Source organism: Sphingobium sp. 22B, assembly GCF_001580035.1.
Lineage (GTDB): Bacteria > Pseudomonadota > Alphaproteobacteria > Sphingomonadales > Sphingomonadaceae > Sphingobium > Sphingobium fuliginis.
Genome location: NZ_LTAB01000013.1, coordinates 84,800 through 106,055, shown reverse-complemented (window position 1 = coordinate 106,055; position 21,256 = coordinate 84,800). Strand labels below are relative to the sequence as shown.

At 65.6% G+C, this 21,256-nt stretch carries 19 protein-coding genes; 1 reads left to right on the top strand and 18 read right to left on the bottom strand.

From position 1 onward, the window contains the following. Positions 1–373 precede the first annotated feature (373 nt). From A0J57_RS13720 to rimP, 15 genes are all read right to left on the bottom strand, one after another. On the bottom strand, positions 374–949 hold the full coding sequence (locus tag A0J57_RS13720; RefSeq protein ID WP_061936364.1) for a hypothetical protein: 576 nt from the start codon (positions 947–949) through the stop codon (positions 374–376). Between the two features lie 159 nt (positions 950–1,108). Further along, positions 1,109–2,773 (bottom strand): DNA repair protein RecN, encoded by a 1,665-nt coding sequence (gene recN / locus A0J57_RS13715; RefSeq protein WP_061936362.1) that lies wholly within the window; start codon positions 2,771–2,773, stop codon positions 1,109–1,111. 146 nt (positions 2,774–2,919) lie between these two features. Beyond that, a complete protein-coding gene (locus tag A0J57_RS13710; protein ID WP_044661915.1) occupies positions 2,920–3,705 on the bottom strand; it encodes an outer membrane protein assembly factor BamD in 786 nt (261 codons plus the stop codon). Between the two features lie 59 nt (positions 3,706–3,764). Beyond that, a complete protein-coding gene (locus A0J57_RS13705; RefSeq protein ID WP_061936359.1) occupies positions 3,765–4,778 on the bottom strand; it encodes a sensor histidine kinase in 1,014 nt (337 codons plus the stop codon). A 144-nt stretch (positions 4,779–4,922) separates the two neighbouring features. Next, positions 4,923–7,250 carry a polyribonucleotide nucleotidyltransferase gene (gene pnp, locus A0J57_RS13700; RefSeq protein WP_061936356.1) on the bottom strand — a complete coding sequence of 776 codons (2,328 nt, stop codon included), beginning with the start codon at positions 7,248–7,250 and terminating at the stop codon, positions 4,923–4,925. Positions 7,251–7,523: 273 nt separating this feature from the next. Beyond that, positions 7,524–7,793: a 30S ribosomal protein S15 gene (gene rpsO / locus A0J57_RS13695; RefSeq protein WP_007689051.1), complete on the bottom strand. Its 270-nt coding sequence runs from the start codon at positions 7,791–7,793 to the stop codon at positions 7,524–7,526. Between the two features lie 17 nt (positions 7,794–7,810). Beyond that, entirely contained in the window at positions 7,811–8,728 is a 918-nt protein-coding gene (gene truB, locus A0J57_RS13690) for a tRNA pseudouridine(55) synthase TruB (protein WP_061936353.1), read from the bottom strand. A 69-nt stretch (positions 8,729–8,797) separates the two neighbouring features. Further along, positions 8,798–9,394: a thymidine kinase gene (locus A0J57_RS13685; RefSeq protein ID WP_061936351.1), complete on the bottom strand. Its 597-nt coding sequence runs from the start codon at positions 9,392–9,394 to the stop codon at positions 8,798–8,800. 3 nt (positions 9,395–9,397) lie between these two features. Beyond that, a complete protein-coding gene (locus tag A0J57_RS13680; protein WP_061936348.1) occupies positions 9,398–10,294 on the bottom strand; it encodes an alpha/beta hydrolase in 897 nt (298 codons plus the stop codon). A gap of 121 nt (positions 10,295–10,415) precedes the next feature. Next, positions 10,416–10,817 carry a 30S ribosome-binding factor RbfA gene (gene rbfA, locus A0J57_RS13675; protein WP_061936344.1) on the bottom strand — a complete coding sequence of 134 codons (402 nt, stop codon included), beginning with the start codon at positions 10,815–10,817 and terminating at the stop codon, positions 10,416–10,418. A gap of 123 nt (positions 10,818–10,940) precedes the next feature. After that, positions 10,941–13,538: a translation initiation factor IF-2 gene (infB, locus tag A0J57_RS13670; protein ID WP_061936341.1), complete on the bottom strand. Its 2,598-nt coding sequence runs from the start codon at positions 13,536–13,538 to the stop codon at positions 10,941–10,943. A 70-nt stretch (positions 13,539–13,608) separates the two neighbouring features. Beyond that, positions 13,609–14,265, bottom strand: a complete 657-nt coding sequence (locus A0J57_RS13665) for a DUF448 domain-containing protein (RefSeq protein WP_061936337.1) — start codon at positions 14,263–14,265, stop codon at positions 13,609–13,611. A 141-nt stretch (positions 14,266–14,406) separates the two neighbouring features. Further along, positions 14,407–14,643, bottom strand: coding sequence for a 4-oxalocrotonate tautomerase family protein (locus A0J57_RS13660; protein WP_061936334.1), 237 nt, complete (start codon positions 14,641–14,643; stop codon positions 14,407–14,409). A gap of 6 nt (positions 14,644–14,649) precedes the next feature. Further along, entirely contained in the window at positions 14,650–16,221 is a 1,572-nt protein-coding gene (gene nusA / locus A0J57_RS13655) for a transcription termination factor NusA (RefSeq protein ID WP_061936331.1), read from the bottom strand. Between the two features lie 12 nt (positions 16,222–16,233). Next, positions 16,234–16,758: a ribosome maturation protein RimP gene (rimP, locus tag A0J57_RS13650; protein ID WP_044663095.1), complete on the bottom strand. Its 525-nt coding sequence runs from the start codon at positions 16,756–16,758 to the stop codon at positions 16,234–16,236. A gap of 198 nt (positions 16,759–16,956) precedes the next feature. Between rimP and A0J57_RS13645 the strand changes: the two genes are divergently transcribed. Continuing rightward, complete coding sequence (locus A0J57_RS13645) at positions 16,957–18,093, top strand: PQQ-dependent sugar dehydrogenase (protein WP_061936328.1); 1,137 nt, start codon at positions 16,957–16,959, stop codon at positions 18,091–18,093. Between the two features lie 33 nt (positions 18,094–18,126). Here the strand turns inward: A0J57_RS13645 and A0J57_RS13640 are convergent, their stop codons facing one another. The 3 genes from A0J57_RS13640 to tpiA form a co-directional block, all read right to left on the bottom strand. After that, entirely contained in the window at positions 18,127–19,761 is a 1,635-nt protein-coding gene (locus A0J57_RS13640) for a CTP synthase (RefSeq protein ID WP_044661906.1), read from the bottom strand. Between the two features lie 91 nt (positions 19,762–19,852). Then, positions 19,853–20,233: a preprotein translocase subunit SecG gene (gene secG, locus A0J57_RS13635; protein ID WP_061936325.1), complete on the bottom strand. Its 381-nt coding sequence runs from the start codon at positions 20,231–20,233 to the stop codon at positions 19,853–19,855. A gap of 122 nt (positions 20,234–20,355) precedes the next feature. Further along, on the bottom strand, positions 20,356–21,096 hold the full coding sequence (gene tpiA / locus A0J57_RS13630; RefSeq protein ID WP_061936322.1) for a triose-phosphate isomerase: 741 nt from the start codon (positions 21,094–21,096) through the stop codon (positions 20,356–20,358). Positions 21,097–21,256: the final 160 nt, after the last annotated feature.

Sequence of the window (21,256 nt, the reverse complement as noted above, 5' to 3'; positions counted from 1 at the left end):
ATCGCGATGCTGGTAGCGGTTATGGGCGGCTCGACAGCCGTCAACTCTCTATCGTCATCCCCGCGCAGGCGGCGATCCATCTCCCCACCGCTGTAGTTGAGGCGAGGTCAGGAGATGGGTTCCCGCCTTCGCGGGAATGACGGAGTTGGGTGGGAAGGCGGAAAGGCGGCCTACGGGAAAGCATAGGCCGATAGCGGTCATTTCGTCATGTCGGAAACCCCCGCGAGCGAGGTTGTCGGACACATCCTCAATCCGACAGTGATTTTCGGACAGTTGAGTGTGCATTATGACCGTGCAATGCGCCCTGCGGCGCGATTTCCGCAGGATTGCATGACGACTGCACGGCAAACATGTGATTAGCGTCAGGAGGGCGTTAGTCGCGCAAGAATGGCATATTCTCGCGAATAAACTTCTCCGATACCAGCTCGCCCTCACCAATATCGGTGTATGGCATCGCCGCAGTCTGTTGATCGATAGGGCGCTCTAGAATCCTCATCGGCGCGCGCGGATTGTCAGCCAAAGCCGCGATGGTCTCTGTCCTCTCCGCTTCCCAACCGGATGCCATGCCAATTCCATTGTCGGCGAGAGCGTATGTTTCGCTGAGATCGCATAAGAGATCAATCATCTCCTGCACTTGTATTGGCTGCATGCGGACGGCCTCGACGTTACCATTCGTGAGATAGCGGACCCCGTTGCTGCCATGCATGAACATGGCCGCTGCGGTCACTCTGTCGAGAGATGGCTGCCGAGCAAGCCATGCCATCAGGCCATGCTTATCACCGCGAAAGATCAAGCAAGCGATCGCCGCCGTGTGCCATACGAGCGGATCGTTGCTTTGCTTGATCCAATTTACGTCATCGCTATCGCGAACATCGAGAGTTTCGGGCCACCCGGCCCACCGATCATTACTGTCTTTCGTTTTTTTCCGACCAAACCCAAATAGCGCCATTGTCTTTGCCCCTTATCCGGCTCCGCGAATCTGGTCTGTGGGTAGCGAGATTTTCTTAAGAAACGGGCGACACGCCGACAATCAGGCGTTTTCCGGCAACGCCCGCTTTGGAGTGCGGCAGCGGGCCAACCGAACGACCAGCTATGGTCGAAAGCCGGCTTATAGCTTTTCCAACAATCGTTCGGCCTGGGCCCTTGCCTCCGCCGTGATTTCGGCGCCGGAGAGCATGCGGGCGATTTCTTCGCGGCGTTCGCCGTCGCTCAGCGCGTGCACGCCGGTGCGGGTGACGGTGCCGTCGCTCGACTTCGCGATCAGCATATGGCCTGCACCGCGCGCCGCGACCTGCGGGCTGTGGGTGACGACGAGGATTTGGTTGGTTTGCGACAGGCGGGACAGGCGTTCCCCGATGGCCGAGGCGACGGCGCCCCCTACCCCGCGGTCGATCTCGTCGAAGATCAGCGTGTCCGCGCCGCCCTGCTCCGCCAGCGCGACCTTGAGCGCGAGGATGAAGCGGGAGAGTTCGCCGCCCGATGCGATCTTGACCAGCGGCGCGAAGGGTGCGCCGGGGTTGGTGGAGATTTCGAATTCCACCCGGTCCATGCCGTGCGGTCCCCATTGCCCCTCCTCCTGCGGCGCGACGACGGTGCGGAAGCGGGCGGCGTCCAGCTTCAGCGGGGCGAGTTCGGCGGCGACGGCGGCGTCGAGCTTTCCGGCGGCCACCTGGCGTTCGGCGGAGAGGGCCTGGGCGGCGGTGCGATAGGCGGCGGCCCTGCCCTTCACCTCGGCTTCGAGGGCGGCGAGATGGTCTTCCCCGCCCTCGATCGCGGCCAGTTTCGCGGCCATGTCGTCGCGCAGGGCGGCGAGATCGTCGGGCTGGACCTGATGTTTGCGGGCGAGGCCGCGCAGGTCGAACAGGCGGGTCTCTATGGCGTCGAGACGGGCGGGGTCGAAGCTGAGCGCTTCGGCGGCTTCGTTGAGGCGGTCTTCGGCTTCGCTGGCCTCGATCACGGCGCGGTCGAGGGCGGCGAGGACTTCGGCCAGCGGTTCATATTCGCTGACGATGCGGTCGAGGCGGCGGGCGGCCTGCCGCAACTGGGCGAGGCCGCCGTCGGAGCCGGTGAAGCATTCGGTGACGGCGGAAAGGTCGTCGGAGAGGCGCGCGCCCTTCTGCATGGTGGCGCGCTCTTCGGCCAGCGTTGCTTCCTCGCCGGGTTCGGGGGCGAAGCGGGTGAGTTCCTCCACCGCATGGGTCAGGTAATCGCGGTCGCGGGCGGCGCTTTCGACGCTGGCGCGGCTTTCCGCGAGGCGGTCGGCGGCGGCGCGCCAGGCGTGATAGGCGTGGGCGACCGCGCCCGTGTCGCAGCGCCCATAGGCGTCGAGCAGGGCGCGGTGGCCGCGCGGGTTGAGCAGGCCGCGATCGTCATGCTGGCCGTGGATTTCGACCAGCGCGCTGCCAAGGTCGCGCAGCAGCGCCGCCGAGCAGGCCTGGTCGTTGACGAAGGCGCGGCTGCCGCCGTCAGCCTTGACCGTGCGGCGGACGATGAGCGGTTCGCCCGGTTCGATGTCGATGCCGTTTTCGGCCAGCAGGTTCGTCGCGCGGTGATCGGTGCGGGGCGCCTCGAACGTGGCGGTGACGCTGGCCTGCGCCTCTCCCGTCCGGACGAGGCCGCTGTCGGCGCGGGCGCCCAGCGCGAGGCCCAGCGAATCGAGCAGGATCGACTTGCCCGCGCCGGTCTCGCCGGTCAGCACGCCCAGGCCCGACCCGAAATCCAGGTCCAGCGCCTCTATCAGCACGACGTTGCGGATGGACAGGGCAGTCAGCAAAGGCGAGCGACTCCCCCCTCCCGCAGGCGGGAGGGGCCGGGGGTGGGTGCACCGCGCCAGCGGCGCTTCTTTCAACGCTGGGGCGGAACGCTCGCTTCGCTCGCGGCCCATCCCTAATCCCTCCCGCTCGCGGGAGGGGGACCAGATCATGCTTTATTGGGGTGTTCGCGCATCAGCTTGTAGCTGCGCTCATACCATTTCGAACCCGGATAATTCTTGCCCAGCACGGCGGCGGCCTTCTGCGCTTCGGCGGGGATGCCGAGCGAGAGATAGCTTTCCACCAGACGCTCCAGCGCTTCCGGAGTGTGGGTGGTCGTCTGATATTTGTCGATCACCGTGCGGAAGCGCAGCGTGGCGGCAAGCCATTGGCCACGGCGCTGGTAGAAGCGGCCGATCTCCATCTCCTTGCCGGCGAGGTGATCGTTGACGAGGTCGATCTTCAGCCGGGCGTCGGCGGCATAGCGGGTGTCGGGATAGCGGCGGATCAGCTCGCCCAGCGCATCCAGCGCCTGTTGCGTGATCTTCTGGTCGCGGGTGACGTCGGCAATCTGTTCATAATAGCAGAGCGCGATCAGATAATAAGCGTAGGGCGCGTCCTTGTTGCCGGTGTGGATCGACAGGAAGCGTTGGGCCGCGCCGATCGATTCCGGATAATCCTGATTCATGTAATAGCTGAACGCGGACATGAGCTGCGCCCGGCGCGCCCAGGGCGAATAGGGATGCTGGCGCTCCACCTCGTCGAACAGGGCGGCGGCGAGCTTGTACTGGCCGCGGTCCAGGCGGTATTTGCCCGCATTGTAGAGCGTCGACACGTCGCGGGCGACATATTGGGTGTCGGCCTTGTTCTTCGACGTCGCGCAGCCCGAGAGCAGGGCGGCAAGCAGAAGCGGTGCGGTAGCCGCGCCGATGCGCGTCATGGTTTTCGTCAGCATGGCCGGGTCATAGCGGAGCGAATGCGCCTCGCCAAGCGGCAGAATGTGCGTGCCGGTCGCTATGCGCGAACAGGCAGGTCGAGCCGTGCGGTCGCGCCGCCCGTCGCCGACGGCATGAGCGAGAAGCGGCCGTTCAACTGGCCGGCAAGGGCATTGGAAATCCGGAGGCCCAGGCTCTGGCTGAAACCGGGATCGAAATCGGGCGGCAATCCCTTTCCGTCGTCCGTGACGTTGAGGCTGATCGTGCCGTCGCTGACGTCCAGGCCGACATGGATGCTGCCGCCGCGATGCGGCAGGCCATGTTCGATGGCGTTGTTGACCGCTTCGGTCACGATCAGCGCCATCGACACGGCGATGTCGGGTTCCAGCGTCAGGGCGTCGGGCGCGTCGACGGTCAGAGCGATGTCGTCGCGGCCGCTGGCCTCCAGCACGTCGGCGGTCAATGTCGTCAGGAAGGCGCGGATATTCTGCCCCTCCCCCGACGGATTGTAGAGGGCGCGGCTGATGCGGCCGACCAGCGCCAGCCGGGCGGAGGCATCGTCCAGCGCGCGGCGGGCCAGGTCATGATCGACATGGCGCCGGTGGAGCGAAAGCATGGCGGCGACGACCTGAAGATTGTTGGAGACGCGGTGCTGGAGTTCGTGGAACAGCAATTCGCGGTTTTCCGCCAGCACGCGGCTGCGTTCGCGCTCGATCGCCAGGTTGAAATTCGCCTTCTGCATCAGATGGATCAGCGCGATGTCCACGATCACCACCGCGCTGTAGAAGCCGAGCGCCAGCAGCACGCCCGGATGCAGTGCGAAGCCCATGCGCGGCGGGATGAAGAAATACCAGGACAACAGCCCGCAAAGCACGCCCGCATAGATGCCCGGCCGCACCCCGAAGAGGAAGGAGGACAGGATGACGGCGGGGAAGAAGGATACGAAGGGGTAGCCGATGGGCATGGCGCTTTCCGCCATGGTGCGAATGGCCAAGGCGGTGAGGCAGAAGATGGTGGCCAGCAAATAGGCATGCCAGGGCCGTCGCAGGACAAGCGGCAGACGCTCCACGAATCTTTCGTTCCTGCGCTGCATAGATCCCCCTGCGCCCTGGTCGTTACCGTAACATAACTTCCACGCCCGCCAATTGATGGAGATCAGGAAACATTCAAATCCTGTCAAAAAAGGGCGCCCGGCAAGCCGGACGCCCCTTCTTTTTCCCGAGTCCGACGAACCGGATCAGTCCTGGGTCAGGAAGTCGGGCAGACCGGCGTTGGAGCCGTCGTCATCGCCGCCCCTGCCTTCGCCGCGCGGACCGCGGTCGCGGCGCGGACCGCGATCGCCGCCGCGGCCGCCACGGTCGCCCCGGTCACCGCCACGATCACGGCGATTGCGGTCGCCACGGCCGCCTTCACGGTCGCCGCCCCGATCCCCCCTGGGTTCGCGGGGCGGACGGGTGTCTTCCAGTTCCTCTCCGGTTTCCTGATCGACGACGCGCATGGACAGGCGAACCTTGCCGCGCGGGTCGATTTCGAGAACCTTGACCTTCACTTCCTGCCCTTCCGACACGACGTCGGTCGGCTTTTCGACGCGCTCATTCTTCATTTCGGAGACGTGGACGAGACCGTCCTTGCCGCCCATGAAGTTCACGAAGGCGCCGAAGTCGACGATGTTGACGACCTTGCCGGTGTAGATCTTGCCGACTTCCGCTTCCTCGACAATGCCGAGAATCCACTTCTTGGCGGCTTCGATCTGGGCGATGTCGGACGAGCTGATCTTGATGATGCCCTCGTCGTCGATGTCGACCTTGGCGCCGGTTTCCGCGACGATCTCGCGGATGACCTTGCCGCCGGTGCCGATGACGTCGCGGATCTTCGCCTTGTCGATCTGGATCGTTTCGATGCGCGGGGCATGAGCCGACAGTTCGGTGCGGGTCGAGGACAGGGCCTTGCTCATTTCACCCAGGATATGGGCGCGGCCTTCCTTCGCCTGACGCAGCGCGACCTCGAAGATTTCCTGCGTGATGCCGGCGACCTTGATGTCCATCTGCATGGTGGTGATGCCCGCTTCCGTGCCCGCCACCTTGAAGTCCATGTCGCCCAGGTGATCCTCGTCGCCCAGAATGTCGCTGAGGACAGCGAATTTGGAGCCTTCCAGGATCAGGCCCATGGCGATGCCCGACACCGGACGCTTCAGCGGAACGCCCGCGTCCATCATGGACAGCGAACCGCCGCAGACCGTCGCCATCGAGGACGAGCCGTTGGACTCGGTGATATCGCTCAGCACGCGGATGGTATAGGGGAATTCTTCCTTGCTGGGCAGGACCGGGTGCAGGGCCCGCCATGCCAGCTTGCCATGGCCGACTTCGCGACGGCCCGGCGCACCGAAGCGGCCGACTTCACCGACCGAATAGGGCGGGAAGTTATAGTGCAGCATGAAGCTTTCATAATGAACGCCGGTCAGGCCGTCGATCATCTGCTCCGCGTCCTTGGTGCCCAGCGTCGTGGTGCAGATCGACTGCGTTTCGCCACGGGTGAACAGCGCCGAACCATGGGTGCGCGGCAGGAAGCCCACCATCGCCTCGATCGGGCGGATCTGCGTGGTGGTGCGGCCGTCGATGCGCTTGCCGTCCTTCAGGATCGCGCCGCGAACGATTTCGGCTTCCAGCTTCTTGGTCAGCTTGATGCCGGCCATGACGGTCTGGGCGTCGAGACCTTCCTCCGTGAAATAAGCCTTCGCCTTGGCGCGGGCTTCATTGAGCGCGTTGGAGCGGGCCGACTTGTCGGTCAGCTTGTAGGCGGCCGTGATGTCCTTGCCGATCAGCTTCTTGAGCTTCTTCTTGAGGTCATCCAGATCATCGCCCTTGGCGACGTCCCACGGGTCCTTCGCGGCCTTTTCGGCGAGGTCGATGATCGCGTTGACGACCTTCTTCGACGCTTCATGCGCGAAGAGGACGGCGCCCAGCATGACGTCTTCCGACAGTTCCTTGGCTTCCGATTCGACCATCATCACCGCATTGCCGGTGGCGGCGACGACCAGGTCGAGTTCGCCGGTCTTCACTTCGTCCAGCGACGGGTTCAGCTGATATTCGCCATCCTTGTAGCCGACGCGGGCGGCGCCGATCGGACCCAGGAAAGGCACGCCCGACAGGGTCAGCGCAGCCGAAGCGGCGATCATCGCCACAATGTCGGGCTCGCTTTCGCCGTCGAAGCTCAGAACCTGAGCGATGACGTTGATTTCATTGTAGAAACCTTCGGGGAAGAGCGGGCGGACCGGGCGGTCGATCAGGCGGGAAACCAGCGTTTCCTTTTCCGTGGCGCCGCGTTCACGCTTGAAGAAGCCGCCCGGAATGCGACCGGCGGCCGAATATTTTTCCTGATAATGGACGGTCAGCGGGAAGAAGTCCTGTCCTTCCTTCACCGACTTGGCGGCGGTCACGGCGCACAGCACCACGGTTTCGCCATAGGTCGCCAGCACGGCGGCGTCGGCCTGACGCGCAATGCGGCCGGTTTCGAGCGTGAGGGTCTTGCCGCCCAGCTCGATTGATACCTTCTTTACATCGAACATTGGTTTTTTCCTTCGCCCGCCTGGCCCTATTGCCGGGCGGGGCCTGTTTCGGACCGGATGGTCCATGGATGGAGAGCCTATCTCTCCTCCGTTCGGGCTGAGCTTGTCGAAGCCCAATCCTTCCCTTCAAAAGAAGGAGTGCCCTTCGACAAGCTCAGGGCGAACGGTGTGGGGGATGTCCCCCGGATCATGACGCCATGCCGGATTGCCCAGCGCCATGTTGTCAGAATCGGAAACGGCCCCGACATGGGGGCCGTTCCTTCTTTAGCAGACTTACTTGCGCAAGCCCAGCTTGGCGATGAGGTCGGTGTACCGGGCCCCATCCTTCTTCTTGAGGTAATCCAGCAGCGAACGGCGCTTGTTGACCAGCATCAGCAGGCCGCGACGGCTGTGGTTATCCTTGTGATGACCCTTGAAATGCTCGGTCAGGTTGGCGATACGCTCCGAGAGGATCGCAACCTGGACTTCCGGCGAACCGGTGTCGCCCTCGGCGCGGGCATGTTCCTTGATCAGCGCTTCCTTGCGCTCTGCAGTGATCGACATCGGCTTCCTTTCTGAGATTAGAGATTAAAGCCGCGCACCACCCGGACCTCCGGGCCACTGGCTTCGACCAGCGCGACGGGCGTTTCGCCCTCCATCGCCAGCATCAGGCCGGTATGCGGTTTCCCCACGAGCACCTTCCCCTGTCGGAGAGCGAGCGCATCGTCGGGAGAGACTGCGAGAGCCGGGATGTCGTCCAGCCCCGCCGTCAACGGCAGCATGAGCTGCACGATGTCGCCGCCCCTAGCAGCTTCGTCCAATTTGTCCAGCGAAATCGCGGATTGCAGGGCGAAGGGGCCGGCCTTGATGCGGCGCAGCATGGTGACATGGCCGACGGTGCCGAGCGCGCGCGCGATGTCGCGGGCGAGGGAACGGATATAGGTGCCCTTCGAAACATGGGCGCGCAGGGTGATTTCGCCGATCTCCGCTCCGCCCTCCCCTTCTCCAGGCTTCGCTGGCCCCTGGGGCGGGGATATGGCGAGGTTGTGGATGGTGATGGCGCGCGTCTTCATCACGACCTCCTCCCCTTTGCGGGCAAGGTCGTAGGCGCGCCGGCCGTCGATCAGGATCGCGCTGTAGGCAGGCGGCGCCTGCTCGATCGGGCCGGTGAAACGGGGCAGGACCGCCTGCACCTCCGCCAGGGTGGGGCGATGCAGGCTGGTGGCGATTTCCCGGCCCTCAAGGTCCAGCGTGTCGGTCTGGAGGCCGAAACCTATGGTGAAATCGTAGATCTTGTCGCTGTCCAGCATCCGTCCGGCGAGCTTGGTCGCTTCCCCCACCGCTATCGGCAGCACGCCGGTCGCCAGCGGGTCGAGCGTGCCGCCATGGCCCACCTTCCACTTGCCCGCGCCACTCTGGCGCAGGGCGCGCTTCACCGCGCTCACCGCCTGGGTGGAGCCTAGCCCAAAGGGTTTGTCGAGGATGATCCAGCCGTGCATGGCGGCGCGCTCTAGCCCTCCTGTCGCCCGTTGTCAGCCCTTTCCGCGCCGTCGCGGCATGTGCGGCGGTCAGCAGCCGGAGCGGCGTTCCACGAAATGGCGGCGGCAAAGCGCGACATAGCGGTCATTGCCGCCGATTTCCGTCTGCTCGCCCTCACGGATGGGGCGCCCCTCCGCATCGACGCGCAGGTTCATGGTCGCCTTCCGCCCGCATTCGCAGATCGTCTTGATCTCCGTCAGCGTGTCGGCCAGGCCGAGCAGCGCGGCGCTGCCCTCGAACAACTTGCCCTGGAAGTCGGTGCGGATGCCGTAGCACAGCACCGGAATGTTCAGCCGGTCGCAGACGGCGGCGACCTGCCAGACCTGTTCCTCGTTCAGAAATTGCGCCTCGTCGATCAGCACGCAGGAGAGCGGCGTCCGTGCCTGTCGGGCGGCGATGGCGGCGAAGAGATCGGTGGCGGGGTCGAACAGATGGGCCTGCGCGTCCAGCCCGATGCGGGAGACGATGCGTCCCTTTCCATGGTGCCCCTTCCCGTAGCGGTCATCCACGGCGGCGGTCCACAACATGGTTTCCATGCCGCGTTCGCGATAGTTGAAGCTGGATTGGAGCAGGGTCGTCGATTTGCCTGCGTTCATCGAGCTATAGTAGAAATAGAGCTTGGCCATCGGTCAGCGCGCCATGGGGGCGATCTGCTTGAGGAAGCGGACGAGCGCGTCGGCCAGGGCGATGCGCCTGTCGGAAAAGCTGTGGTCGGTCGGCCAGACCGCCAGGCGCGTGTCGGGATTGGCCGATTGCGCGTCTGCCGTCACCTTGCGCGCCATGGCGCCGATGCCGCGTTCCGCGCCGATGATGGTGAGCGGGCGGCGGCCATAGCCCACCAGCTTGCGGCCAAGGTCGAATTTCTCGCTGTTGGTGCGGATTTCGGCGGTGAGGCTGTCATAGGTGGCGCCTTGCAGGGGTGGCAGGTCGCTGGCGACTTCGGCCCTCCAGGCGGCCTCGCCCTGGGGGGTGGAGAGGGTCGGGACGGTTTCGGCCGGGTCCCAGGGGTCGATCAGGAACAGGCCGGCGACATGGGGTTCGGCGGCGGCGACATCGGCGGCCATGAAACCGCCCATGCTGTGGCCCGCGACGACGAGGGCGCTGGTGTCGATGCGATATTTGGCGACAGTGGCGGACTGCTGGAGATATTGCAGGGCGTTCCAGGCGTCTTCCGAGGCGTGGGTGAAGGAGAAGCTGCCGGGGCTGCCCCAGGAGCCGCGATAGTGGAGCGTGAGGACATGCCACCCGGCGCGGCGGGCGGCTTGGGCCAGGTCGAGATTTTGCTCATTGCCGGGGAAGCCGTGGAGGAGGAGCAGCGTCGGGTGAAGCCCCGGACCGGCGGCGGTATAGAGGACGGCGTTGAGCAGGCCGTCCTGCGAGGGGATGGTGAAGGCGCTCATGCCGGCGGGGTAGGCCGCGTCGGGCGCGGGGTCGCTGACGACGGCGGGGTGGACCGGCGCTTCCCTGGCTGCGGCGGGTATGGCCAGGGCCAAAAGCGCGATCGCGACTATGCCGGTTCTTTTCATCTGCCCTGCCCCTTGCCTTGCCTGCGGGAGAGACGCTGTTAGCCGGGCTGCGCCGTCGCGTCGATGGGGGACGATGCCTGGCCGAGTACAGCATGCTCCTGCCAAGGCCGGAGCATATTGCCTATTCGTCCTCGCCTTCGGGCTGCTCCAGATCGCGGGCGACCTTGGGATCGCGGAGCAGCCTGTCGATATGGGTGCCCTCATCGAAGCTCTCGTCCGCGAGGAATTTGAGCTTCGCCGCATATTTGAGGCGGATACGGGTCGCGACCTCCCGCTGGAGATAGGCGGTGTTGGTGCGCAGCGCCTTCAGCACGGCTTCCTCATCCTGGCCGAGCAGCGACTTGATGAAGACGGTCGCATGGCGCAGGTCGGGGGACATGCGGACTTCGGTGACGCTCACCACATGGCTGGCGAGGACGTCGTCATGCACGTCGCCGCGCTGGAGAATGTCGGACAGGACATGGCGCACCTGTTCGCCCACGCGGAGGAGGCGGACAGAGGAGCCTTCATTAGGAGCGGGCATTATATCCTCCCCTCCCGCAAGCGGGAGGGGCCGGGGGTGGGCTCTCCCCATCGGCCATTGCAGTTCAGGAGAGGGCGAGCCCACCCCCTAGCCCCCTCCCGCCTGCGGGAGGGGGGACATGGATCACAGCGTGCGGGCGCGTTCCTCGACCTCGAACAGTTCCAGCGTGTCGCCGGGCTTGATGTCGTTGGTGTCCTGGAGCACCGCGCCGCATTCCATGCCTGCGCGGACTTCGGAGACGTCGTCCTTGAAGCGGCGGAGCGAGGCAATGTGGGTGCGCGACACGATGACATCGTCGCGGGTGAGGCGCGCGGCCAGACCCTTGCGGATGATGCCGTCGAGGACGAGCAGACCGGCCGCCTTGTCCTTCTTGCCCGCCGGGAAGACCTGAAGCACCTCGGCCCGGCCGACGATGGTTTCGATGCGTTCCGGCGCGAGCTGGCCGGCCATTTCGCCGCGAACTTCCTCCAGCAGGTCGTAGATCACGTCATAATAGCGCAGCGAGATCTTCTCGCGCTCCGCCAACTGGCGCGCCTTGGCATTGGGGCGGACGTTGAAGCCGATCAGCGGCGCGCGGCTGGCGGCGGCCAGCGTGACGTCGCTTTCGGTGATCGCGCCGACGCCCGAATGCAGGATGCGGACCTTGATCTCGTCGGTCGAAATGCGGTTCAGCGACGAGACGATCGCTTCCACCGAACCCTGCACGTCGCCCTTCACCACCACCGGATATTCGATGACCTTGGTGTTGAGCGCCGAGAACATATGTTCGAAGCTGGTGGGCGCGGCGGTGGTGCGCTTCTTGGTCGCCTGTTCCTGACGATAGGCGGCGACTTCGCGGGCGCGGGCCTCGTTCTCGACGACGGTGAGCTGGTCGCCCGCCATCGGCACGCCGGACAGGCCCAGCACCTCGACCGGGGTCGAGGGGCCGGCGGTCTTCACCTGCTGGCCCTTGTCGTTGATCATCGCGCGGACCTTGCCGCTTTCCGAACCGATGACGAAGGTGTCGCCGATCTTCAGCGTGCCCTTGCGCACCAGCACGGTGGCGACCGCGCCACGACCCTTGTCGAGCTGCGCCTCGATCACATTGCCTTCGGCGGCGCGATCGGGATTGGCGGTGAGTTCGAGCAGTTCGGCCTGAAGCATGATCTTGTCGAGCAGTTCGTCGAGGCCCGTCTTCTTGAGCGCGGAGACTTCGACATCCTGGGTTTCGCCGCCCATGTCCTCGACGATCACCTCATGCTCCAGCAGGCGCTCTCGCACGCGCTGGGGATTGGCTTCGGGCTTGTCGACCTTGTTGATCGCGACGATCATCGGCACGCCGGCGGCCTTGGTGTGGTTGATGGCCTCGATGGTCTGCGGCATCAGGCCGTCGTCCGCCGCCACCACCAGGATGACGATGTCGGTGACATTGGCGCCGCGCGCGCGCATTTCCGAGAAGGCCTCGTGACCCGGCGTGTCAAGGAAGGTGACGAGGTCGCCGCCCTTGGTCCTGATCTGATAGGCGCCGATATGCTGGGTGATGCCGCCGCTTTCGCCCGATACGACATTGGTGCCGCGCAGCGCGTCGAGCAGCGAGGTCTTGCCATGATCGACATGGCCCATGATGGTCACGACCGGCGGACGGGCCTTGAGCGTTTCGGGCGCGTCGACCTCGCCTTCCATGCCGATCTCGACGTCAGCGTCGGACACGCGCTGGATGCGGTGGCCGAATTCCTCGACCAGCAGTTCGGCCGTATCCTGGTCGATCGCCTGGTTGAGCGTGACGGCGGTGCCCATCTTGAACAGGGCCTTCACCAGGTCCGCGCCCTTTTCGGCCATGCGGTTGGCAAGTTCCTGAACGGTGATGCTTTCGGGCACCACCACGTCGCGCGACTGCTTTTCCCGCTGCTGGGCGCCGCCCGAATAATGGGCGCGCCGTTCCTTCTCGCGGGCGCGCTTGAGCGCGGCGAGGCTGCGGGCGCGGGCGCTGTCGTCATCCGACAAGGCGCGGGTGACGGTAAGCTTGCCGGCCTGGCGGCGATTGTCGTCGCCGCGCTTGGCGCGGTCGGGCTTGGCCGGCTCCGGGCGCTTGACCGGCGCGACCGGCGTGAAGCGGCGCGGCGGCGGCACGGTGGCGGAGGTGGCGGGCTTCGGCTCGGCGGCTGCGGGCGCAGCTTCGGCCGGGGCATCGGCGGCGGCCGGCGCAGGCTCCTCGACGGGCGCCCTGGCGGTTTCCTCCGCCGGCCCGGTCTCGACTTCGGTCCGGCGCGCGGCGTCGGCCTCGGCAGCCTCGGCAGCCAGGCGGTTTTCCTCGGCGCGGCGCTTTTCCTCCTCGCTCGCGGCGAGGCGCTGGGCGTCTTCGCGGCGGCGCGCTTCCTCCAGCGCGGTCATGCGGGCTTCCTCCGCCTCGCGCAGCAGCTTCGCCTGCAATTCCTGACGCGACATCAGGCTCTGCGGCGGGGCCGGACGCGCGGGGGCCGGCTGCGGCGCGCGGGCCTGCGGCTGCTGGGGCGCGGGGGCCTGCGGAGCGGCGGCCACGGGCGTGGGATCGGCCTGCGGTTCAGGCGCAGCGTGTCCGGCTTCACCCGGCTTGCCCAGGATGCGGCGCCGCTTCACCTCGACCACGACCGTATTCTTGCGGCCATGGCTGAACTGCTGCTGCACCTGACCGGACTCGACCGTGCGCTTGATCCCCAGCGGCTTGCGGCCCAGAACCGGCTTGTCTTCCTTGCTGTCACTCATACGACTGAACTATACCCTTCACATCAACCCGACCGGCAAGGCCCGTCGGCGCCTTCATTCCAATGCTACCTCAGGCGCCCAGTGCCCCTGCGGAGTCCTGCTCCCCATGCACCGGCGCTCCGTTAGCGCAACCCAGATAGCTTTCCAAGCGGCCTATGGCGCCGCGCAGACGTGACGCCGCACGCGAGTCGGTCACCGCGATATGGACGACATTGTCCCGCCCCATTGCCATAGATAGGGCGTGTCGGTCCACAGGCAAGACGATGCCCGCCAAATCCGTGCCTTCGGCGTCCTGCCCGACGCGGAAGGCCTGGTCGAGCTTGCGGTTGCCGTCGGCCGCCGCGTCGGCGGCGTGGAGCAGCAGCTTCACCTGACCCTTGCGGCAGGCGACATCGATCTTTTCCGAGCCGGTGAGGACCATCGACGCCCTCGCCTCCAGCCCCAGACGGTCGAGCAGGGCCTTGCGCAAGCACTCCTCGATCAGGGCGGGCAGCGTTTCGGGGATCTGCAGGTCGCCGGTCTTGAAGGCGCGGGCGAGCGCGCCCTTGAGCTTGCCCTTTGCCAGCGCCTGTTCGAGTTCGGCGCGTGGCACACCGATCCACGCGCCCCGGCCGGGCGCCTTGGCGCGGATGTCGGGCAGAATTTCGCCATTCGGGCCGCAGGCGAGCCGGACCAGCATGTCCGGGTCGGCGCGGTCGCCCGACAATATGCATTTGCGTTCGGTCATGGGCGCGCCTCCCAATAATGGGCCGCATTCCTGCGCAGGCAGGAATCCAGTTCCACGCTGTCGGGAGCATGCCAGGGCAGAACTGTGCTCCTGCTTTCGCAGGAGCACATCCCTGACGCGGCGATGTTGGGACTCAGCCTCTCATCGGGAAGTGACCGCGGCATGGGCGTCCTCCCCTATGGGCTTGGGCGCGTCGCGGTCGGCGATGAGCTGGCCGCCTGCGCCGTAATTTTCCGTCGGGATTTCGGAAATCACCACCTGCACGGCGGCAGGCGCCTTCCCCAGCCGCTCGACGAGCGACCGGGTGACGTCGGCGACGATGGCCGCCTTCTGCTCGCGGGTGGCGTTTCCGGCCAGACGGATGTCGACGAAGGGCATCTGTTCTTACGCTTCCTCGCCTTCGAACCAGTGGGCGCGGGCGGCCATGATGATCTCATTGCCCTGCTCTTCGCTGAGGCCGTATTCGGCGAGAATCCCGCCCTTGTCCTCTTCCTTGTTCTCGCGGCGGCGGCGCTGGTCGACGCGCTTCCGGGCGACCAGTTCGTCGGTGGCGAGGTCGGCCAGATCGTCCAGCGTCTTGATGCCCGCCTTGCCCAGCGTCACCAGCATGGCTTCGGTGAGGTGCGGCATATCGGCCAGCGCATCCTCGACGCCCAGCGCCTGGCGCTCTTCACGCGCGGCGGCTTCGCGGCGATCCAGCGCTTCCTGGGCGCGGCTTTGCAGTTCCTGCGCCAGTTCCTCGTCGAAGCCCTCGATCGCGGCCAGTTCGTCGATGCCGACATAGGCCACTTCCTCCAGCTCGCCAAAGCCCTCTGCCACCAGAAGCTGCGAGAGGGTTTCGTCCACGTCCAGCTCGTTCTGGAACATTTCGGAGCGGGCGACGAATTCCTTCTGGCGCTTCTCCGACGCGTCCGCTTCGGTCATGATGTCGATGGCCTTGCCGGTCAACTGGCTGGCGAGACGGACATTCTGGCCGCGGCGGCCGATGGCGAGCGAAAGCTGATCGTCGGGAACGACGACTTCGATCCGCTCTTCCTCCTCATCGATGACGACGCGGGCGACCTGTGCGGGCTGGAGCGCGTTGACGACGAAGGTCGCGGTATCTTCCGACCAGGGGATGATGTCGATCTTCTCGCCCTGCATTTCCTGCACGACAGCCTGCACGCGGCTGCCCTTCATGCCGACGCAGGCGCCGACCGGGTCGATGCTCGAATCGCGGCTGATGACGCCGATCTTGGCGCGGGAGCCCGGATCGCGGGCGGCGGCCTTGATCTCGATCACGCCATCGTAGATTTCGGGCACTTCCTGCGCGAACAGCTTCTTCATGAATTCGGGGTGCGCGCGGCTGAGGAAAATCTGCGGCCCGCGATTTTCGCGGCGCACGTTCAGGATCACCGAGCGGATGCGGTCGCCGACGCGGACGACTTCGCGGGGAATCTGCTGGTCGCGGCGGATGACGCCCTCGGCGCGGCCCAGGTTCACCACGACATGGCCGAATTCGACCGACTTGACGACGCCGGTGATGATCTCACCCACGCGGTCCTTGAATTCCTCATGCTGGCGCTCGCGCTCGGCATCGCGGACCTTCTGGAAGATCACCTGCTTGGCCGACTGGGCGTCGATGCGGCCGAGGTCGATGGGCGGCAGCGGATCGACGATGAAGTCGCCCACGACCGCGTCCTTCTTGAGCTTGGCCGCCTGCTTCAGGTCCACCTGCTTGAAATAGTCGTCGACCTGCTCGACCACCTCGACGACTCTCCAGAGGCGAAGGTCGCCGGTGTCCGGGTCCAGCTTGGCGCGGATGTCGTTTTCGGCGCCGTAGCGGGCGCGGGCGGCGCGCTGGATCGCGTCTTCCATCGCCTCGATGACGATCGCCTTGTCGATCATCTTTTCGCTGGCGACGCTGTTCGCGATGGCGAGCAGTTCGGCCTTGTTGGCGGAAATGGCGTTGGCCATGGACGTAAACCCTTATTCCTCGGTTTCGAACTCGTCCGCCCCATCGGAGGAGAGCGGCATACTAGCAGCAATCAGCGCGTCGGTCAGTATCAGCTTGGCATCCCCGACCAGCGCGAAAGGGATGACGACATCGCCGGCCTTGGCATCCTGGAACAGGATGTCGTCGCCCTCAATGCCCTTGAGCACGCCCCGGAAGCTCTTGCGCCCGGCCACGGCCTCCGTAGCCTGGATCTTCGCCTCATGCCCGGCCCATTCCAGGAAATCGGCGAGGCGGGTCAGCGGACGGTCGATGCCCGGAGAGCTGACCTCGAGGCGATAGGCCTCCTCTATCGGGTCAGCTTCATCCAGCACGTCCGAGAGGCGGCGCGAGATGGTGGCGCAATCCTCTATGACAAGCTGCTTCGTTTCAGGACGCTCGGCCATGATCTGAAGCGTATGCTCGTCACCCGAGCCGAACAGCCTGATGCGCACGAGGTCGAAGCCCAAGGCCTTCACCTCCGGTTCGATCAGGGCCGTCAGTTCGGCGATGTCCGCCATGGGATCTCCCAAAAAAACAAAATTGCGGCTTCCCGTCGCCGCAGGCGATCCGCCCGCGACCCCGACATGTTTGACGATGTAAGGAAGCAGGGGCGATATAGGCGGGATGCCGCAAAGCTGCAACTCATTTGTCGCGAGGCATTTGATGCGCATTCTGGTAGCGTCATCAATTCCGCGATTCAGCCGAGAGGAGACGATATGCGCCATCTTGCCCTCACCGCCCTGCCGCTGGCCCTGATCGCCTGTTCGGCGGACGATGCCGTGGGGCAGAACAGCGCCGCGTCGGCGGCGAAACCGTTCAGGACTTCCGTGATCGCTGATTTCGATGCGCCCTGGGCCATGACCTTCCTGCCCGATGGCCGGATGCTGGTGACGGAGAAGGCGGGCGAGATGATCCTGTTCGATCCGAAGAACGGGACGAAAATCCCGGTCACGGGCATTCCGCCGGTCGACAGCGCGGGTCAGGGCGCGCTGATGGACGTGGTGCCGGCACCGGACTTTGCACGGAGCGGGACGGTCTATTTCAGTTTCTCAGAGGCGGGTCAGGGCGGCAAGGGCGTGGCGCTGGCCACGGGGGTTTTCAATCAGGCGAGCGACGGGACGACGAAGCTGGACGGCGTGAAGGTGATCTTCCGCGCCAGCCCATATGTGGATGGCAATGGCCATTATTCGGGACGAATCGCCTTCTCGCCGGACGGGAAATATCTGTTCTTCACCAATGGCGAGCGGCAGAAATTCGATCCGGCGCAGGACCCGAAGTCGACTTTGGGGAAAGTGTTGCGGCTTAATCTGGACGGCACGCCGGCCGCGGGCAATCCGCTGGCGGCGAAGGGGTTCCATCCGGCGGTCTGGTCCTATGGGCATCGCAATCTGCTGGGGATCGCCTTCGACAAGGACGGGCGGCTGTGGGAGCAGGAAATGGGGCCGAAGGGCGGGGATGAGGTGAACCTGATCAGGCCGGGATTGAATTATGGCTATCCCCTCGCCTCCAACGGCAGCCATTATGACGGGCGGGACATTCCCGATCACAGGGCGGGCGACGGGTTTGAGGCGCCTAAAGTCTGGTGGAATCCGGTGATCTCCCCGGCCGGGCTTGTCTATTATTCGGGCGACCTGTTTCCGCAATGGAAGGATTCGCTGTTCATCGGCGGGCTGTCGAGTGAGGCGCTGGTGCGGGTGAAGCTGGAGGGGGAGAAAGCCTCCAAGGCCGACCAGTGGGACATGGGCGCGCGTATCCGCGAGGTGGAGCAAGGGCCGGACGGGGCGCTCTGGCTGCTGGAGGATGGCAAGGACGGGTCGCAGGGGCGGTTGCTGAAGCTGACGCCTGCTGCCTGAACGAAAAACGGGACCTTTGCGGCCCCGTTCCTCTTACACCAGCCGGCTCTGCTTCACCGCCGCTTCGATGAAGCTGGCGAAGAGCGGGTGCGGGTCGAAGGGTTTGGACTTGAGTTCCGGATGGAACTGCACGCCGACGAACCAGGGGTGGTCGGGACGTTCGACGATTTCCGGCAGCGTGCCGTCCGGCGACATGCCCGAGAAGATCAGGCCGCCCTTTTCCAGCGGCTCGCGATAGCCGGCATTGACCTCATAGCGGTGGCGGTGCCGTTCGCTGATGTCGGTGGCGTTGTAGATGCCCGCGACGACGCTGTTGCCGGTGAGCTTCGCCGGATAGGCGCCCAGCCGCATGGTGCCGCCAAGGTCGGTTTCGGCGGTGCGCTTCTGCAGGCCTTCCTTGCTCATCCATTCGGTGATGAGGCCGACCACCGGCTCGCTGGTTTCGCCGAATTCGGTGGTGGAGGCGTTGGCGATGCCCGCCGTGTTCCGCGCGCCCTCTATGCAGGCCATCTGCATGCCGAGGCAGATGCCGAAAAAGGGCACATTGCGTTCGCGGGCGAATTTGACCGAGGCGATCTTGCCTTCCGACCCGCGCACGCCGAAGCCGCCGGGAACGAGGATGCCGTGCATCGGTTCAAGGCGGGCGGCGATGTCCGCGCCCTCTTCCTCGAACAGTTCGGCGTCCAGCCATTTGATGTTGACCTTCACCCGGTTGGCGAAGCCGCCATGGGTCAGCGCTTCATAGAGCGACTTATAGGCATCGGGCAGGCCGACATATTTGCCAACCACGCCGATGGTGACTTCGCCTTCCGGATTCTGCTGCCGGTCCATGATGTCGTGCCAGCGGTCGAGCGTGGGCGCGGGCGCGTTTTCGATGCCGAAGGCGCGCAGCACTTCGTCGTCCAGCCCCTCCGCATGATATTGGGTCGGGACGGCATAGATGCTGCTGGCGTCGAGGGCCGGGATGACCGCTTCGGGGCGGACGTTGCAGAACAGGGCGATCTTGCGCCGCTCGCTTTCGGGCAGCGGATGTTCGCAGCGGCAGAGCAATATGTCGGGCTGGATGCCCAGCGACGTCAGTTCGCGCACGCTGTGCTGGGTCGGCTTGGTCTTCAGCTCGCCCGCCGCCGCGATATAGGGGACCAGCGTCACATGGACGAAGATGGAGCGGTTGCGCCCCAGATCGTTGTGGAGCTGGCGGATCGCCTCCATGAAGGGGAGCGATTCGATGTCGCCCACCGTGCCGCCGATCTCGCACAGCACGAAATCGAGGTCGTCGGATTCGGCGAGGGCGAAGGCCTTGATCTCGTCCGTGACGTGCGGGATCACCTGCACCGTCGCGCCCAGATAGTCGCCGCGCCGTTCCCGCTGGATGATGGTCTGATAGACCCGGCCCTGCGTCACATTATCCGACTGCCGCGCCGAAACGCCGGTGAAGCGCTCATAATGACCGAGGTCGAGGTCGGTTTCCGCCCCGTCGTCGGTCACATAGACCTCGCCATGCTGATACGGGCTCATCGTGCCCGGATCGACGTTGAGATAGGGATCGAATTTCCGGATACGCACACGGAAACCTCGCGCCTGCAGCAGCGCTGCGAGCGAAGCGGCCATCAGGCCCTTGCCAAGCGAGGAGACCACGCCGCCGGTGATGAAAATATACCGCGCCATGGGAGGAGAGGCTTAGCCTTTTACAAACGAGTTGGGCAAGCGCGCGAATCATCGCGCGTGCGAAAAAAGCGAAATGGGGAGGTCAGGCCGCCTAGTTGGCGAGCGGGACCGCGCCGTTGGCGGCGTTGCCGCCCGCCGCGCCCGCAGCGCCGGCCAGCGGATCGTTGCCGGTCGCCGGGGCCGGAGCGGATGCCGGAGCCTGAGGGGGCGCCTGCTTCACCAGCGAGGTGTCGATGTCGCTCGGCCGGTGCTGGACCGAGGCGATCACCGCAAGCACGACCGACAGCGTCACGAAGATGCCGGCGAGGACCGTGGTCGACCGGGTCAGGAAATCCGCCGCGCCGCGCGCCGACATGAACCCCGCCGGGCTGCCGCCGACGCCCAGGCCGCCGCCTTCCGACTTCTGCATCAGGATGACGGTGACCAGCAGGGCAGCGACGATGGCCTGCACGACGAGGATGAAGGTGAACATGAGACGAATATCTGTCCGGTAAAGGGTGGGTTGCCGCGCACATAGCGATGATGGGGCGCGGGGGCAACCGCCCCTGTCCTCTCTCACCCTCCCGCAAGCGGGAGGGGCTTGTTTATTGGCGATCAGGCCGCTGCCGCGATCACCGGGGCGAATTTCGCCGCCGTGAGGCTCGCGCCGCCGATCAGGCCGCCGTCGACATCGGCCAGCGCCAGAAGCTCCGCCGCATTGTCGCCGTTCATCGATCCGCCGTAGAGGATTCGCATCCCCTCCGCCTCGACCCCGATCCGGCTCGCCAGCGCGGCGCGCAGGGCGGCGTGCATCGCGGCGACCGCTTCCATGGTGGGGATCCGGCCCGTGCCGATGGCCCAGATCGGTTCATAGGCGATGGCCAGCCAGTCCGCCGCCGCCCCGTCCGGCAGGGACGCCAGCAACTGGGCCGCCACCACCGCTTCCGCGTTGCCGGCATCGCGCACGTCGAGGCTTTCGCCCACGCAGAGGATGACCTTCAGCCCCGCCGCCCGCGCCGCCAGCGCCTTCGCCGCGACGTCCGCGTCGGTTTCGCCCTGGTCCTGCCGCCGCTCGCTATGGCCGACGATGGTCCAGCTCGCCCCGGCTTCCGCCAGCATGGCCGCGGACAGACAGCCGGTATGCGCGCCGCTTTCCTTCATATGGCAGTCCTGCGCGCCGATGAAGGCCGCGCCCTTCACGCCGTCCGCCGGCGAAATCAGCGTCGCGGGCAGGCACAGCCCGACTTCCACCGCCGGATAGTCGCGCGCGAGGCCGCCGATCGCCTCCACCTCGCCCAGCTGGGCGCGCAGGCCGTTCATCTTCCAGTTGCCGACAACCAGCTTTCGCCTGCTCATCGATCTTTCCCCTTATGGTTATTGCTGCACGGTCCCCTGCGGCACGGCTCTCCAATCCGCGCCGCCGGGTTGGCCGAGCCGATGAACGGCGTGCGGCCATTTGTCCAGCCTTGGCACCCCAGCGCCCCTTGCCCGCGCGACGATCCGCCCTTAAAGCGGG

Coding starts and splice junctions, on each gene's coding strand:
- A0J57_RS13720 (WP_061936364.1), bottom strand. CDS start 949: ATGGCGCTATTTGGGTTTGGTCGGAAAAAAACGAAAGACAGTAATGAT.
- A0J57_RS13710 (WP_044661915.1), bottom strand. CDS start 3,705: ATGCTGACGAAAACCATGACGCGCATCGGCGCGGCTACCGCACCGCTT.
- A0J57_RS13705 (WP_061936359.1), bottom strand. CDS start 4,778: ATGCAGCGCAGGAACGAAAGATTCGTGGAGCGTCTGCCGCTTGTCCTG.
- pnp (WP_061936356.1), bottom strand. CDS start 7,250: ATGTTCGATGTAAAGAAGGTATCAATCGAGCTGGGCGGCAAGACCCTC.
- rpsO (WP_007689051.1), bottom strand. CDS start 7,793: ATGTCGATCACTGCAGAGCGCAAGGAAGCGCTGATCAAGGAACATGCC.
- truB (WP_061936353.1), bottom strand. CDS start 8,728: ATGCACGGCTGGATCATCCTCGACAAACCCTTTGGGCTAGGCTCCACC.
- A0J57_RS13685 (WP_061936351.1), bottom strand. CDS start 9,394: ATGGCCAAGCTCTATTTCTACTATAGCTCGATGAACGCAGGCAAATCG.
- A0J57_RS13680 (WP_061936348.1), bottom strand. CDS start 10,294: ATGAAAAGAACCGGCATAGTCGCGATCGCGCTTTTGGCCCTGGCCATA.
- rbfA (WP_061936344.1), bottom strand. CDS start 10,817: ATGCCCGCTCCTAATGAAGGCTCCTCTGTCCGCCTCCTCCGCGTGGGC.
- infB (WP_061936341.1), bottom strand. CDS start 13,538: ATGAGTGACAGCAAGGAAGACAAGCCGGTTCTGGGCCGCAAGCCGCTG.
- A0J57_RS13665 (WP_061936337.1), bottom strand. CDS start 14,265: ATGACCGAACGCAAATGCATATTGTCGGGCGACCGCGCCGACCCGGAC.
- A0J57_RS13660 (WP_061936334.1), bottom strand. CDS start 14,643: ATGCCCTTCGTCGACATCCGTCTGGCCGGAAACGCCACCCGCGAGCAG.
- nusA (WP_061936331.1), bottom strand. CDS start 16,221: ATGGCCAACGCCATTTCCGCCAACAAGGCCGAACTGCTCGCCATCGCG.
- rimP (WP_044663095.1), bottom strand. CDS start 16,758: ATGGCGGACATCGCCGAACTGACGGCCCTGATCGAACCGGAGGTGAAG.
- A0J57_RS13645 (WP_061936328.1), top strand. CDS start 16,957: ATGCGCCATCTTGCCCTCACCGCCCTGCCGCTGGCCCTGATCGCCTGT.
- A0J57_RS13640 (WP_044661906.1), bottom strand. CDS start 19,761: ATGGCGCGGTATATTTTCATCACCGGCGGCGTGGTCTCCTCGCTTGGC.
- secG (WP_061936325.1), bottom strand. CDS start 20,233: ATGTTCACCTTCATCCTCGTCGTGCAGGCCATCGTCGCTGCCCTGCTG.
- tpiA (WP_061936322.1), bottom strand. CDS start 21,096: ATGAGCAGGCGAAAGCTGGTTGTCGGCAACTGGAAGATGAACGGCCTG.